This window comes from Acidovorax sp. FJL06 (genome assembly GCF_003852545.1).
Taxonomy (GTDB): Bacteria; Pseudomonadota; Gammaproteobacteria; order Burkholderiales; family Burkholderiaceae_C; genus Acidovorax.
Genome location: NZ_QAJR01000011.1, coordinates 67,461 through 82,657, shown reverse-complemented (window position 1 = coordinate 82,657; position 15,197 = coordinate 67,461). Strand labels below are relative to the sequence as shown.

Sequence of the window (15,197 nt, the reverse complement as noted above, 5' to 3'; positions counted from 1 at the left end):
GCGGCCTGTTTCATTCAAATTTCGATGGCAGGCCGGGCGCAGCAGCCCCTGCCACCAGAAATTGCGGCACCCCGTCGCTCGCCCGCACCTCGGTGCAGGCCACGCCCCACACGCGGGCAATGGCCGCTGGGGTGAGTGTCTGGGCCGTGGGGCCCGCCTCGCAGCGCCCCTGCCCCAATAGCACCACGCCGTGCGCATAGCGCAGTGCCAGGTTCAGGTCGTGCAGCACGGCCACCACACCCACGCCCTGCTCCACCGCCCAGCGGCGCACCAGGGCCATGGTCTGGTGCTGGTGCGCCAGATCGAGCGCGGCCGTGGGCTCGTCCAGCAGCAGCCAGCGTGCAGCACCACCGGGCAAAGGCTCCCAGATCTGCGCCAGCGCCCGGGCCAGGTGGGCGCGCGCCCGTTCACCGCCCGACAAGGTGTTGACGCTGCGCCCCGCAAGGTGCGCCACGCCCGTGGACGCCAGGGCCTCGCGCACGATGCGCGCCTCGTGGCGGCTGGGGTGCTGGCGGTGGGGAAAGCGCCCCATTTCCACCACCTCCTGCACCGTGAAATCAAACGCCACCGCCGTCTCTTGCGGCAGCACGGCACGCTGGCGCGCCAAGGCCAGCGCGCTCCAACCGGGCAACGGCTTGCCCGCCAGCCGCACCCTGCCCGAGCGCGGCGTGCGCTGGCCTGACAACATGGACAGCAGTGTGGACTTGCCCGCCCCGTTGGGGCCCAGGATGGCCGTGACACGCCCGGGCACAAACTGCGTGTGCACGGTGGCCAACAAGGGCCTGCCGGGCACGCCCACACCCAATTGGTCGCACACCAGCAGATCGGCGGTGGTGGAGAGCGGGGAAGCAGCGGCGCTCACACCTTGCTCCTGAACTGGCGCAGCATGGCCAAAAACAACGGCACGCCGATGAAGGCCGTGAGCACGCCCAGCGGCAGCTCGGCCGGCTGGACAATGGTGCGCGCCACCCCATCGGCCGCCAACACCAGCGCCGCACCCAGCAGGGCCGAGCCCGGCAGCACCACGCGGTGGTCGGGCCCGGCCACCAGGCGCACCCAGTGCGGCGCCACCAGGCCGATGAAACCGATGATGCCCGTGGCCGCCGTCACGGCGCCCACGGCCAGCGCGGTCACCAGCACCGCCAGGCGCTTGGTGCGCTCCACCGGCACGCCCAAGAGCGCGGCCTGCGCCTCGCCCAGCGCGATCGCGTTGAGCGGGCGCGCCAGCGCCAGACCCAGGCCGCAGGCCACGGCCACGATGGAGCCCACCAGGGCCACGGCGCTCCAGCGCGCGCCGCCCAGGCTGCCCAGCAGCCACATCTGGAGGTTGCGCAGCTGCTCGTCGGTGGAGATGAAATTGAGGTAGCCCAGCCCTGCCAGCGCCAGCGCATTGACCGCTACGCCCGCCAGCAGCATCAGCCCCATGCGCGTGCCACCGTCGGCCTGCGCCAGCGCATAGATCAGCGCCGTGACCAGCAGGCCGCCGCCAAAGGCCATGCCCACCAGCGCCCAACTGCCCAGCGTGCGCGGCAGGTCCGGCAACCAGTACATGCCCAGCACGATGGTGAGCGCGGCGGCCAGCGCGGCCCCGCTGCTCACACCGATCAGGCCCGGGTCGGCCAGCGGATTGCGGAACAGCCCCTGCATGAGCGCACCGGCCAGCCCCAGGCCCGCCCCAGCGGCCACGCCCATCAGCAATCGGGGCAACCGGATGTTGATGAACACCAGATATTCGGGCGCCTGCTCGGCCGACGGCGCTGCGCCCACAGCCTGCAGCAGCACCTGCCACAGCTGGGCGGGTGCAATGGCGTAGGCGCCCCGCGTGCTGGCCCAGACAAAAGCCAGCAGGACCAGCATGGCGCCCATGGTGAGCGCGGCGCGGGGCGACAGGCGCCCCACGGTCCAGCGCGCACCCGGCGGTGCCACGGCCACGCCGCTCACGCCGTGATCGCCTGCGTGCGGGTGTGCAGTTCGCGCACGGCAGCGGGCAGTCGCGGGCCGAAGCCCAGCAGGTGGCTGGCCTCCATGGCCACCAGCGCCTTGCGGCGGAAGGCGGGCGCGAGCGCCAGCTCCGGCCGCTGCCAGAACGCGGCCTCGCCGCCCAGCGCTTCGATGCCCTGCGTGCTGTTGAGCAGCATGTCTGGCGCGGCGCTGGCCATGGCCTCGGCCGTGAGGGGCCGGTAGCCTGCAAACTGGGTGATGGCATTGGTCGCGCCCGCAAAGCGGATCAGCGCATCGGCCGCCGTGCCGGTGCCGGCCACCATGGGGCTGCCGCTGTGCGACAGGATGAAGAGGGCGCGCGGGCGCCGCGTGGTGGCTGCCACCACTTTCTGCACCGCCACCCACTGCGCATCCAGGCTGGCCTGCAGCGCCCGGGCCTCGCGCTCGCGGCCGGCCACGCGGCCCACGGTGGCCACCTTGCGCTGCACCTCGTCCCAGGTGTGGTCGGCCTGGACCAGCTCCACACGCACCCCGGCGCTGCGCACCTGGTCCAGCACCACGGGCGGGCCCGCCTCGGTGGTGCCCACCACGGCGTCGGGCTTGAGGGACAGCAGCCCCTCGGCCGAGAGCTGGCGCATGTAGCCGACCTTGGCGGTCCTCTGCGCGGCCTCAGGGAACAGGCTGGTGGTGTCGGTGCCCACCAGCTGGCCCTGGGCGCCCAGCAGGTAGACCACCTCGGTCAGCGCGCCGCCCAGCGAGACGATGCGCGCCGGGCCGGCCGCGGCCGCGCGCCTTGCGCCCGCCGCGGACAGCAGCTGCAGCGCCGCCATGCCGCGCAGCAACTGCCTGCGCACCGCGTCGTTCAGGCCGTCATGCTGCATGGGCCACCTCATCTTGCTGCGCCTGCGGCAACCGCGCCACCAGGTCGCGCCAGCCCTGCAGCTCCGGCTTGCCGGGCTTGCGCGCACCGAAGAACATGGCCATCAGCTCGCCCGCGTGGTCGAACGCCTCGACGGAGGTGACGACGCCATCGGCCGTGGGTTTTTCGACCACCCAGACGCTCGCGATCATGTCGGTGCGCAGATGCAGGTTGAAGCCCGCGTCCAGCACGTTGATCCATTGCGCATGCGGTGTCGCAAGCGGCTGGATGTTGCGCACCGGCCCGGTGTGGATCTGGATGCAGCCGCCGCTGCCCACAAACACCATGATGGGCAGGCCGTCCACTGCGGCCTCGTTCAGCAGGCACGCCACGGCCTCACGCGTGGCACGCCAGGCGAACAGGCCCTCGACCATGCGAAAGCTCTGCTGGCGCTCCACGCCGAATTTTTTGGTGAGACCGAAGAACTCGTGCGTGTCCTTCATCGCGGCCCAGGCGTCCCGCAGGCCATCGGCATCCACGTCTGCGTCAGGCAGTACTGCCACTGGCGAAGGTGCGGAGCCAAACACATAGCCGGCACTGGGCTGCGCAAAGCGGCTCACCACCGCGTCGAACGCGGCCTGGTCGGTGGCCTCGCGCGTGAAAATCTTGTGCACCGCGCGGCCCTGGGCGTTGTAGAACTGCAGGCTGCGCGATGGCGGCTTGGCGGGGTCGTTGGCCAGCTCGGTCACCGCAAAACCGGCATGCCACTGCGCAAAGAACAGGCGCAGGTCGATGTCTTCGCCCAGCGCGATGCCCACCGGCCCGGTGGCCGACACATGCGTGTACACACCGGTCTTCTCGTGCACCGTGCCTTCGTTGCGCGTGAGCGCCATCAGCGGGCCGCAGGCCTCCAGCGATTGCAGCAGCTCCAGCCATGATCCCTGCAGCGGCACGACCTTGAGCGAGTGACCATGCTCGCCCGCGTGCGCGGCCACGGCGGCACCTTCGGACAACCCGATGCTCTCGGCCGCTTCCTTGGCGCGCTTGCCCGCAGCACGCGCGGCGGCGAATTGCGCGCGGATGTCCGGTGCAGCCACGGGCGCAGCGGCGGACGCAGGCAAGGGGGTACCCAGGGCGTTGGTCACGGCGGCGCTCATTGCATGGCCTCCGGCGCGGTGTGCCACAGCACACGGCGCTGCTCGGCGGCCACCAGCGCGGCGCTGGCGGCGGTGTCCTGGCGCGCCTTGCACTGCTGCTCCCAACGGCCTTGCAGGCTCCAGGCCACGGTGCGGAAATGCGGCGTGAAGCCTTCGGCGTCGGCCAGCATCTGCAGGTTGGCCGCGATCTTGCGGCCCATGGCGTCGCGGTGGCTGTCGCAGCAGGCCTGCACGTAGCCCGTCATCAGGGCGAGCGTACCGGCCAGCAGCGCCTCGGCGCAGGGCAGGCTGTATTCCTCGTCGCAATGGGCGCCGGACGTGGGCGTATCGGGCGTGTCAGGTGCATGGCTCATGAACTGTCTCCTTGATGAAGTGCCTGAAAAGGTGCCTAGGGAGGTGACTTAGAAATCCGCCACCAGGGAGACGCGCACCGCGCGGCCCGGCTGGCTGTAGGCGTCGATGAAGCTGGCATTGGCGGCCAGGCCACGCACGTCGGCCCAGCGCCAGTGTTTTTTGTCGGTGAGGTTGTAGATGCCGGCGTTCAGGCGCAGGTCCTTGCGGATGCGCCACTGGGCCGACAGGTCCAGCACCGTGTACGACGGCGTGAGGTACTGCGTGCTGCCCGTGGCCACGCTCACGTCGCTGGCCTTCTTGGCAGCGGCGTGGGTCATGTCCAGCCGCGCCATCCAGCCACCGGTGTCGTAGCGCAGGCCCGCCGTCAGACGCGATGGGTCCACAGTGTTCACCGGCTTGCCGGTGGCAGTGTCACGGCCGCGTGTCTGGCCATAGGCAAACGGAGAACTCCACTGCCCACCCGCCCACTGGCCCCAGCGCATGTCGCCCTTGACCTCAAAGCCATTGAGCTTGACGCGGCCGATGTTGACCGACTGGAACACCAGCGGGTTGCCCGGTGCGCCCGTGCCCCCCACCTGGCGCAGATCCTCGATGAAGTCCTTGTAGCGGCCGGTGAACGCGGCGGCCTCGATGGACAGGCGCTCCATGCGCCCGCGCACGCCCAGCTCGACGTTCTGGCTCTTCTCGGGCTTGAGGTTGGCATTGGGCACCGTCTTGTAGTTGCCCACCGGGTTCTCGAAGAAGGCGTTGACCTGCCCTGCGTTGGGCGCCCGAAAGCCCGCCGCGTAGTTGCCGAACACGCTCCACTGCTCGCTGGCGCGGTACAGCACGCCGAACTTGGGCGAGGTGGCGTTGCCCGACAGCGACACCGCCTGCGCGCCGAAGCCCGCCGGGTCGGCCTTGATGCGGAAGGTGTCGAAGCGCACGCCGGGCGTGATGCTCCAGGGGCCGGTCACAAACTCGTCCTGCACATACAGCGCGGCGCTGGTCTCGGTGGTGTCCGGAAAGCGCTTGAGCGGGAAGGTCTCACCCACGGGCGGGGTCACGCCGGTCTGCAGGTTCTCGACCTTCGCGGACATGTAGTCGAAGCCGTAAGTGATCTTCTGCACCAGGCCGCCGGGGCCCGCGCGCAGCACCTTGCTGCCCTGCAGGTTGGCCTGCCAGGTGCGCTCGTCGTAGGTCACGTCGCGCACGCGGTCTGCGGCGGTGTTGCGGTCTTCGGTGATGTACTCGCGCGAATGGGCGTCCTGGAAACTCAGCGTCGCCTTCAACTCGTCGGCGAAGGCCGTGTTCACGCGCCACGCGCCTTCCCACGTCGCGCGGCTGCGCTGCATGTCGGTGAACGAGGTGGAGCCCAGCACCGAGGTGGCCGCCAGCGGCGGCTTGGAGCGCGCGGTGAGCAGCTCGTAGTCGGAGCTCTTGTCCACATGCTCCAGCGTGAACACATGGCGCTGGCCGCCGCCCGGCGTGAGGATGACCTTGCCCAGCAGCGCACCGCTTTTATCCTTTTGCGGATTGGGGCGGGTGCGGTCGGCGTTGGCCGCGCTGTTGGTGCCCATGTTGTCCAGCTCGCTGGCGCGCGTGACGTTGCCGCCCAGCAGCCACTGCACCGTGTCGCCCGCCTTGCCCGCCACCGTGGCGCCCACGCGCTTGCCGTGGTCGTCGCCGTCGTAACCCAGGCTGACCCGGCCACCGATGCGCTTGTCACCTTCCAGGAAGGCCGAGGGGTCTGCGGTGATGAAGTTGACCAGGCCTGCCATGCCGTCGGAGCCATACAGGGCCGACGTGGCGCCGCGCACAACCTCGATGCGCTGCAGCAGGCCGATGTCCAGGTAGTCTCGCCCGAAGGCATTGGCGCTGAAGACGTAGCTGCGCGGCAGGCGGATGCCGTCCACCATCATCAGCACGCGGTTGCCGTCCAGGCCACGGATGTTGAAGCCCGCGTTCTGCTCGCGGCCCGTGGAGCCGCTGGCCAGCGAAAAACGCGCGGGCGAACGCGTGACCGACACATTGGGCAACTCGCGCGCCACGTCGCGGATATCGCGCACCTGGCCCTCTTCGATGGCCTGCGCGTTGATCACGTCGATGCCCATGGGCAGCTCGCCCGGGTCCTGCTCGCTGCGCGAGCCGCTGATAACCACTTCTTTGAGCTGCGGCGCTGCAGCCACCAACTGGGCCGCATCTTGCGCATGCGCGCTGCCAATGGCCATACATGCACAGGCCACAAGCCATGCAAGCGGCCGCAGACGGCCTTGCAGCCATTGATCGGAGGGGTGCGCCTGTGCGCGCCGGGAAGAAAACGGAGGGGAACGGAATGCCTGCGCCACGGAGGGGAGTCCTTCTCTGAAACGACAACGAATACAGAGCTGGCTCCATGCAGACGGCCCTGGCTTCTGCGCGCAGAAGATCGGGCGGTTGTGGCTGGCTGATGGGGTGGATTATATGAGAATAATTCTCAATAACAAATGAACAGAACGACCTCCAAAACAAAGCGGCTGACCACTCCACGCAGCCAGCCGCTCATTTTTTAATAGCTATCAGCGCACTACCATTGCGCGCAAGCAGCGATTTTTATTGCGAAATCACACCGCCCCAGCCACCACGGGCATGCGGATCAGGTGGTCAAACGCGCTCAGTGCCGCCTTCGACCCCTCCCCCGCCGCGATCACGATCTGCTTGAACGGCACCGTGGTGCAATCGCCCGCTGCAAACACGCCGGGCAGGTTGGTACGGCCGTGCGAGTCCACGATGATCTCGCCGAAGCGGGACAGCTCCACCGTGCCCTTGAGCCATTCGGTGTTGGGCACCAAGCCGATCTGCACGAACACGCCTTCGAGCTGCACCAGGTGCTCCACGTTGGTGGCGCGGTCCTTGTACTTGAGGCCGTTGACCTTGCCGTCGGCGCCGGTGATCTCGGTGGTCTGCGCGTTGGTGTGGATCACCACGTTGGGCAGACTCTTGAGCTTGTTGACCAGCACGGCGTCGGCCTTGAGCTGGTCGGCAAACTCGATCAGCGTGACATGCTGCACGATGCCGGCCAAGTCAATCGCGGCCTCGACACCCGAGTTGCCGCCGCCGATCACCGACACGCGCTTACCCTTGAACAGCGGGCCGTCGCAGTGCGGGCAGTAGGCCACGCCCTTGTTCTTGTACTCGGCCTCGCCGGGCACGTTCACGTTGCGCCAGCGCGCGCCGGTGGACAGGATCACCGTCTTGGATTGGAGCGTGCCACCGTTGGCAAGCTGCACCTCGATCAGACCACCGGGCTCAGTCGCAGGGATCAGCTTGTCGGCACGCTGCAGGTTCATGATGTCCACGTCGTAGGCGCGGGTGTGGGCTTCGAGCGCGGCGGCGAACTTGGGGCCGTCGGTTTCGAGCACCGAGATGTAGTTCTCGATGGCCAGCGTGTCATTGACCTGGCCGCCGAAGCGCTCGGCAGCCACGCCAGTGCGGATGCCCTTGCGGGCGGCGTACACGGCGGCGGCGGCGCCGGCGGGGCCACCGCCGACGATGAGCACGTCGTACGGTGCCTTGGCGCTGAGCTTGGCGGCGTCACGCGCGGCGGCGCCGGTGTCGAGCTTGGCCACGATTTCTTCGACCGACATGCGGCCTGAGCCAAAGACCTTGCCGTTGAGGAACACCATGGGCACGGCCATGATCTCGCGCTCGGTCACTTCCTGCTGGAAAGCGCCGCCTTCGATCACGGTGGTCTTGATCTTCGGGTTGACGATGGCCATGAGCGACAGCGCCTGCACCACGTCCGGGCAGTTGTGGCAGCTCAGGCTCATGTAGACCTCGAAGTTGAAGTCGCCGTCGAGCGCAGCGATCTGCTCGATCACCTCGGGCTCGACCTTGGGCGGGTGGCCGCCGGTCCACAACAGGGCCAGCACCAGCGAGGTGAATTCATGGCCCAGGGGCAGGCCGGCAAAACGCAGGCTATTGGTGGCGCCCGTGCGCTGCAGGCTGAACGAGGGCTTGCGCGCATCGTTGCCGTCGGTGCGCAGCGTGATCTTGTCGCTGCGCAGGGACTGGATGGTCGTCAGCAGCTCGCGCATCTCGCGGGCGGTGTCGCTGTCGTCCAGGGATGCCACCAGCTCAAACGGCTGCTGCACGCGCTCCAGGTAGGCGGAAAGCTGGGTCTTGAGTTGTTCGTCGAGCATGGTGGTGTCCTTTGAATTTCGATTTATAGGTTGGGGGCTGGGATCACTTTTGGCAACCCTGAAGCCGCAACATTGCCCAGAAAACGGGCGTGAAAAAGCCGGACGGCATGGCACATGCGCGCCATGACGCTGTCCGGCTGGGGGCGCCCCATTTCTGGAGCGCTGCGCCGAATGAGCCGGGGCTTAGATCTTGCCGACCAGGTCCAGCGAAGGGGCCAGGGTCTTGGCGCCTTCGTTCCACTTGGCGGGGCACACCTGGCCGGGGTGGGCGGCGGTGTACTGGGCAGCCTTGAGCTTGCGCACGGTTTCCTTCACGTCGCGGGCGATTTCGTTGGAGTGCACTTCGGCGGTCTTGATGATGCCGTCGGGGTTGATCACGAAGGTGCCGCGCAGTGCCAGGCCTTCTTCAGGGATGTGCACGCCGAAAGCGTTGGTCAGCTGGTGCGTGGGGTCGCCCACCAGAGGGAACTTGGCCTTGCCCACGGCGGGGCTGGTTTCGTGCCACACCTTGTGCGAGAAGTGCGTGTCGGTGGTGACGATGTAGACCTCGGTACCAGCCTTCTGGAACTCTGCGTAGTGCTCAGCAGCGTCTTCGATTTCGGTGGGGCAGTTGAAGGTGAAGGCGGCAGGCATGAAGATCAGCACGGACCACTTGCCCTTCAGGTCGGCTTCGGTCAGGTCGATGAACTCGCCCTTGCCATTGCGGTTGACGAAAGCGGTGGTCTTGAAGGGCTGAACTTGCGTGTTGATCAGGGACATTGCTGTTTCCTTTAGGGGTTGATTGACTGAACTGAACAGGACTGAAGTCTAGGCCCTTTGTAGCCATCAATCCAATTAATTGATTTGATTAAACCAATTGTCAATGACTATATAGAAACCCCCATCCATGGGGATGCAAGCGTGCCATGGCCCCTGCCGCCCGCTATGAACGCGAACACAACTCAACATCAAACGCAGCCATTGCGCGCGAACAGGGGATTGCCTTGCGCCGGTTGATTCAGGTCACGACAATCGGTGCCGAATCAACGCACACAACAACACAAGGAGTCCCCCATGAAAGGCGACGCACAGGTCATCGGCCATCTGCAGGCCCAGCTCAAGAACGAGCTCACGGCCATCAACCAGTACTTCCTGCACTACCGCATGCTCAAGCACTGGGGCTTCGACAAGCTGGCCAAGAAGGAATACTCCGAATCCATCGGCGAGATGAAGCATGCCGACTGGCTCATGGACCGCATCTTCATGCTCGACGGCCTGCCCAACCTGCAGGACCTGGCCAAGCTGCAAGTGGGTGAGGATGTGCCCGAGATCCTGGCCTGCGACCTGCGCTCCGAACAAGGCGCCCAGGCCACCATCAAGGAAGGCATCGCCCACTGCGAAACGGTGCGCGACTATGTCTCGCGCGACCTGCTGCAAAAGATCCTGGACGATACCGAAGAGCACATCGACTTCATCGAGACCCAGATCGAGCTGATCGACAAGGTCGGCCTGCAGAACTACCTGCAGTCGCAGATGGGTGACGCGGACTGATCCACAGAGTTCTCCAGAGCGCTCCACGAAAAAAGCAAAGAAGAAATCAAAAAAACGGGCCTCGGCCCGTTTTTTTGTGCCCGCGCGCAACCCCCTCCGGCACGCCCCCCTGCCCCGGCCCGTCACGGTTTGTTGCAAGTGCACATCAAAGTCGCAAAATTCTTTTCATTTAAATGCGAATGCTTCTCAACAAAAGTAGAATGCACGCCTGCGACCCGCTCCCACCTCTTTTTGCAGCCCCTCCCTGATACAGGCCTTGGGCATGCACTGCGTGCTGCGTCCGGGTCCTGCGATTCCCTGAATCCCTCAGCCAGCCAGTCAGCCGGGCCTTGATGCCTGCTGCAGCCAGCCAGTGTTCGTACGGTCTTGTACCCAACCTGCCTGGAGCCTCTGTTGATGCTGCGCCGCACCGCCAGCCCCTGCCTTGCGGGGTTTCTGTTCCCCTCGTTTTCTGGCCACCGCGCTGCCCTTGGCGCTGCGGCCGCCCGGCCATGAAGGCGGCCCGCGTCGACTGGCGCTACCGCCTGGCCATCGCCTCCCGCGCGGTGGCCGCCGTGGGCGGCGGCTATGCCCTGGCCGCCGGCTTTGCGGCCGCGCTGTCGCTCTTGCTTGCGCAGTGCATGCCGCGCGTCGAAGCCGTGCTCACGGCCACCATGCTCGCCTGGGTGGTGTATGCCATCGCCGCCGGCTGGGCGTTTTATGCACGCACCGCCTGGGGTGCCTGGGGCGGCACGCTGTTGCCGGCACTGGCGCTGGGGGCCTGCGCCATGGCGCCGCAATGGATGGGGGCCACGGCATGAGCACGGAGACCGCCCTGCGCCAGGCCAAAGCGCCCAAGGCCCCCAATGACCGCGAGGGTTTGCGCCAGGCCATGGCGTGGCTGCACACCTGGGCCGGGCTGATCCTGGGATGGCTGCTGTTTGCGATCTTCCTCACCGGCACGCTGTCGTTCTTCCGAAGCGAATTCAACCTGTGGATGCGCCCCGAGATGCACGGCCTGCCCAGCGCCGATATGGCCGATGCGGCCCATGCGGACGCGCAGGTGGCGCAGAAGTCGCTGGACGCGCTGGCCCGCAAGGTGCCCGGCGTCACGCAGTGGATCATGAACCTGCCCGACGACCGCGACCCCGCCGTCAGCATCCTGTGGCGCGACACGGGCAATGGCCGCTTCGAGACCCTGCGCATGAACCCGCAGACCGGCGAGGCCATCAACACCCGCCAGACCATGGGCGGCGACTTCTTCTACCGCTTCCACTTCGAGCTGCGCACCGCGCAAAAGGGCCGCTGGACCCAGGAGGGCCGCTGGGTGGTGGGCGTGGCCACGATGCTGATGTTCGTCGCGCTCATCTCCGGCGTGATCACGCACCGCCGCATCTTCAAGGACTTCTTCACCTTCCGCCCCGCCAAGGGCGGGCAGCGCGCCTGGCTGGATGCGCACAACGTCACGGGCGTGCTGGTGCTGCCGTTCTACCTGATGATCACCTTCAGCGGGCTGATGCTCTTCCACACGCTGTACATGCCCGCAGGCATTGCCACGGCCTACAAGAACGAGAAGGGCGTCGATTCCAACGCCTACTTTGCCGACCTGCAGGGCGAGAAGGCCGAAAGCCGCGCCCGCCGGGGCGCCGGCGACAAGGTGGAGCCCCTGCCCGCCATCGCGCTGCAACCCATCCTGGAGGCCGCCCGCAGCCGCTGGGACGGCGGGCACATCGGCCGCGTGCAGGCGCGCCGCGACGCCAAGGGCCGGGCCGTGGTCGAGGTCACGCGCCATGAAGGCGACCGCCTGCAGCACCGCCCGCCGCGCCTGCTGTTCGATGCCAACACCGGCCAGTGGCTGGACCAGGCCGACGCCACCGGCCCCGCCACCAGGACCTATGGCGTGCTGGTGGGCCTGCACATGGCGCACTTTGCCGGCACCGGCCTGCGCTGGGCGCTGTTCGGCTTTGGCCTGCTGGGCAGCCTGATGATCGCCACCGGCATGGTGCTGTGGTCGGTCAAGCGCAGCGCCAAATCCCAAGCTTCGCAAGCCCAGGCCAGCCGCAAAGGTGCGGCCGCTGCTGCCGCCAGCACGGCGCCCGCCAAGCCCCCCTTTGGCGAGCGCCTGGTGGCCGGCATCAACATCGCCACGCTGGCCGGGCTGCCGCTGGCCTGCGGGGTCTACCTGGCCTCCAACCGCCTGGTCCCGCTGGACACCGAGGGCCGCGCCGACACCGAGCTGGCCTGGTTCTTCAGCGCCTGGGGCCTGGCCCTGCTGTGGGCGCTGGCCTGCACCGTGGTGCGGCCTGGCCGCATGGGCTGGTCGGTGCCGCTGGGCGCAGCGGGCCTGGTGTGGGCCCTGCTCCCGGTGATCAACGCGCTGACCACCCACGCCCACCTGGGCATCACGCTGCCTGCGGGCGAATGGGTGTGGGCCAGCATGGACCTGGCCTTCCTGGCCACCGGCCTGCTGCTGGGTTGGCTGTCGTGGCGGCTGCGCCCGGGCCGCACGCCCCACGGCAAGGCGCCACGCGCAGCTGCTCCGGCCCCGGCCGTGGCCGCAGCACTGCCCGCCGCGCCCGATGTGTCGACTTCGGGGGCCTGATCCATGTCCGACTTTCTTCTGTGCTTTGCCGCCTGGTCGGCCATTGCGCTCAGCATGGACCGCCACCACGAAGACGCCCTGGGGGATGCCTGGGCGCGCACGCTGGGCCACGACGGCGCAGCGCGCCGCCTGCAGCACCTGCGCCGCGCTGGATGGCTGCTGCTGGGCCTGTCGCTGTGGCAGGCGGCCCACCCGGCGGGCAGTGCTCCGGCCTCGCTCTCCGTGACCACCTGGGCGGTGGCGCTGTCCGTGGCGGCCGTGGCCGCCACGGCCGCCGTGACCTGGCAGCCCCGGCGCACGCCTGCGCTCGCGGGCTGCGCCCTGGCGGCCGGCCTCGTGGCCTGGCTCGGGGGCTGGTAACGGTCCGCAGTGCCCGCGCGCCACAGCTTTTTTCAAGCCATTTCGGCATCCAGCGCCCTACAGACAAGCGCTGAAAGCTACCAATTCAATAGCAAACATTCATAACCGAGGAGAAGCAAAACCATGCGTATGCACCCCCTGGCCCTGGCGGCCTCTTTGATGATGGCCAGTCTGGCCACCGCACAAACCCAGACACTGGGTGAAGTCACCGTGCAATCGTCCGGCGCGGACGACGGCTACTCGCCCGCCGCCACCAGCACGGCCACCAAGGGCAGCGCGCCGCTGCGCGACGTGCCGCAATCCGTGAACGTGGTGCCCGGCCAGCTGCTGCGCGACCAGGGCGCCCGTTCGATGCAAGACGCGCTGCGCAACGTGCCCGGCGTGGCCATGAGCCATGGCGACGGCCAGCGCGACCAGGTGGTGATCCGGGGCTTCACGGCCATCGCCGACCAGTTCGTGGATGGCGTGCGCGACGATGCGCTCTACTTCCGCGACCTGGCCGACATCGAGCGCATCGAAGTGCTCAAGGGCCCGGCGGCCGTGCTGTACGGGCGTGGCTCGTCGGGCGGGCTGATCAACCGTGTGACCAAGAAGCCGAAGTTCGGTGAGACCTCGGGCGAAGCCAGCCTGGGCCTGGGCAGCTACGATTACCGCCGCGCCACGGCCGATGTGAACGTGGGCATCAGCGACACCGCCGCCTTCCGCGTCAATGCGGCCGTGGAGGACTCGGGCAGCTACCGCGACCAGCAATTCGTCAAGCGCTACAACTTCGCGCCGTCCCTGGCGCTCAAGCTCGCGGCGCAGACCGACCTGCTGCTGCAGTACACCAACGCGCGCGACAAGCGCCTGACCGACTTCGGCATCCCGGCCCTGAACGGCCGCCCGGTCAACGTGGCCGCCAGCACCTACTACGGCTCCCGCAACGCGGCGCAGGACGACACCACCACCAGCACCATGCAGTCGCTGACCGCCGCGCTCAACCACCGCTTCAACGATGAGTGGTCGGTGCGCAACGTGACGCGCGCCTACGACTATTCGCTCGACCGCTACAACACCCTGCCCGGCGGCACCACCAACCCCGTGGACATGACCGTGGGCCGCACGCGCGCCTTCATCCTGCGCGACGAAACCGGCCTCTTCAACCAGACCGACGTGACCTGGCGCAACCAGCTCGGCGGCCTCAAGCAGGAATGGCTGATGGGCATGGAGCTGGGCCAGCAAAAGAAACGCGCCGAATCGGTGTCGGGCGGCGCCGACCGCGTCTCCATCCTCAACCCCGCCGGCGTGGCCGCGCCGGTGATCCCGGCCGCCAGCTACACCGCCGACAGCGCCATCCCCAGCCACACCACGCAAGACACGGCCGCGCTGTACTGGCAAAACCAGATCACGCTGGCCCCACAGTGGAAGGCGCTGGTGGGCGCACGCTACGACGTGTACAAGCAGCAGACCGAGTTCGACCGCAAACTGTCTTCGCTGTCGCGCACCGACAAGAAGTTCAGCCCCCGCGCCGGCCTGGTCTGGCAGCCCAGCGACGCGGTGTCGTACTACGTGTCGTACAGCAAATCGTTCCAACCCTCGGCAGAAGCGTTTGCACTGGCTGCCAACAACACGGCCGCCGAGCCCGAGATCACGCAAAACAAGGAAATCGGCGTCAAGCTCGACCTGCTCGATGGCCGCATGAACGTGACGGGTGCGCTGTTCAACCTGGAACGCACCAACATCAAGAACACCGACCCGGCCAACCCTTCGCGCCAGATCAACGTGGGCACGCAGCGCACCAACGGCCTGGAGCTGACCACCAGCGGCCGCCTGCCCGGCCGCTGGGATGTGAGCGCGGGCTACGCCTGGCTGGACGGCCGCATGACCAAGTCGCTGGCCACCACCACGTCCACGCAGTTGCCCACCGCCGCCATCGCGGCACAGGGCAAGGTGCCCGCGCTCACGCCACGCAACTCCGCCTTCCTGTGGGCCATGAAGGACCTGGGCCACGGCCTGCGCATGGGCGGTGGGCTGAACCATGTGGGCGAGCGCTTCACTTCGCTGACCAACCTGGTCACCCTGCCCGCCTACACCACGGTGGACGCAGCCCTGCAGTACACGCTGGGCCAGTGGGACCTGGACGTGAATGTGAAGAACCTCACCAACCGCAAGTACTACGTGGCAGCCCACGGCAGCAACGACAACCTGATCCTGCCCGGCTCGCCGCGTTCGGTGCAGGTGACGCTGCGCACGCGGTTCTAAGGGGAGTGAGTGGC

The 15,197-nt window shown here is 67.7% G+C and carries 13 protein-coding genes; 5 read left to right on the top strand and 8 right to left on the bottom strand.

The genetic code is table 11. The features are described 5' to 3' along the window. Positions 1-10: 10 nt before the first annotated feature. The 8 genes from DBV10_RS07030 to ahpC form a co-directional block, all read right to left on the bottom strand. Positions 11-862 (bottom strand): heme ABC transporter ATP-binding protein, encoded by an 852-nt coding sequence (locus DBV10_RS07030; protein WP_233589829.1) that lies wholly within the window; start codon positions 860-862, stop codon positions 11-13. Next, entirely contained in the window at positions 859-1,941 is a 1,083-nt protein-coding gene (locus DBV10_RS07025; RefSeq protein ID WP_124511976.1) for an iron ABC transporter permease, read from the bottom strand. Before DBV10_RS07025 ends, DBV10_RS07030 begins: the two co-directional genes overlap by 4 nt. Next, positions 1,938-2,822, bottom strand: coding sequence for a hemin ABC transporter substrate-binding protein (locus DBV10_RS07020; protein ID WP_124511974.1), 885 nt, complete (start codon positions 2,820-2,822; stop codon positions 1,938-1,940). The genes DBV10_RS07025 and DBV10_RS07020 overlap by 4 nt, the downstream gene beginning before the upstream one ends. Then, positions 2,812-3,957: a hemin-degrading factor gene (locus DBV10_RS07015; RefSeq protein ID WP_124511972.1), complete on the bottom strand. Its 1,146-nt coding sequence runs from the start codon at positions 3,955-3,957 to the stop codon at positions 2,812-2,814. Before DBV10_RS07015 ends, DBV10_RS07020 begins: the two co-directional genes overlap by 11 nt. Further along, positions 3,954-4,310, bottom strand: coding sequence for a hypothetical protein (locus DBV10_RS07010; protein ID WP_124511970.1), 357 nt, complete (start codon positions 4,308-4,310; stop codon positions 3,954-3,956). The genes DBV10_RS07015 and DBV10_RS07010 overlap by 4 nt, the downstream gene beginning before the upstream one ends. A 48-nt stretch (positions 4,311-4,358) precedes the next feature. Next, a complete protein-coding gene (locus DBV10_RS07005; protein ID WP_233589828.1) occupies positions 4,359-6,521 on the bottom strand; it encodes a TonB-dependent hemoglobin/transferrin/lactoferrin family receptor in 2,163 nt (720 codons plus the stop codon). Positions 6,522-6,893: 372 nt separating this feature from the next. After that, the gene (gene ahpF / locus DBV10_RS07000; RefSeq protein WP_124511968.1) at positions 6,894-8,471 is read right to left on the bottom strand and encodes an alkyl hydroperoxide reductase subunit F; all 1,578 of its coding nucleotides are present in this window, start codon (positions 8,469-8,471) and stop codon (positions 6,894-6,896) included. Positions 8,472-8,654: 183 nt separating this feature from the next. After that, the gene (gene ahpC / locus DBV10_RS06995) at positions 8,655-9,230 is read right to left on the bottom strand and encodes an alkyl hydroperoxide reductase subunit C (protein WP_124511966.1); all 576 of its coding nucleotides are present in this window, start codon (positions 9,228-9,230) and stop codon (positions 8,655-8,657) included. Between the two features lie 294 nt (positions 9,231-9,524). Here ahpC and bfr point away from each other — a divergent pair, with 294 nt between their 5' ends. The 5 genes from bfr (at position 9,525) to DBV10_RS06970 (ending at position 15,183) form a co-directional block, all read left to right on the top strand. Then, positions 9,525-10,001: a bacterioferritin gene (gene bfr, locus DBV10_RS06990; protein ID WP_124511964.1), complete on the top strand. Its 477-nt coding sequence runs from the start codon at positions 9,525-9,527 to the stop codon at positions 9,999-10,001. 491 nt (positions 10,002-10,492) lie between these two features. Next, on the top strand, positions 10,493-10,801 hold the full coding sequence (locus DBV10_RS06985) for a DUF3649 domain-containing protein (RefSeq protein ID WP_124511962.1): 309 nt from the start codon (positions 10,493-10,495) through the stop codon (positions 10,799-10,801). Next, entirely contained in the window at positions 10,798-12,582 is a 1,785-nt protein-coding gene (locus tag DBV10_RS06980) for a PepSY domain-containing protein (RefSeq protein WP_124511960.1), read from the top strand. Before DBV10_RS06985 ends, DBV10_RS06980 begins: the two co-directional genes overlap by 4 nt. 3 nt (positions 12,583-12,585) lie before the next feature. Then, positions 12,586-12,942, top strand: a complete 357-nt coding sequence (locus DBV10_RS06975; RefSeq protein ID WP_124511958.1) for a DUF3325 family protein — start codon at positions 12,586-12,588, stop codon at positions 12,940-12,942. A 123-nt stretch (positions 12,943-13,065) separates the two neighbouring features. Continuing rightward, entirely contained in the window at positions 13,066-15,183 is a 2,118-nt protein-coding gene (locus DBV10_RS06970; RefSeq protein WP_124511956.1) for a TonB-dependent siderophore receptor, read from the top strand. Positions 15,184-15,197: the final 14 nt, after the last annotated feature.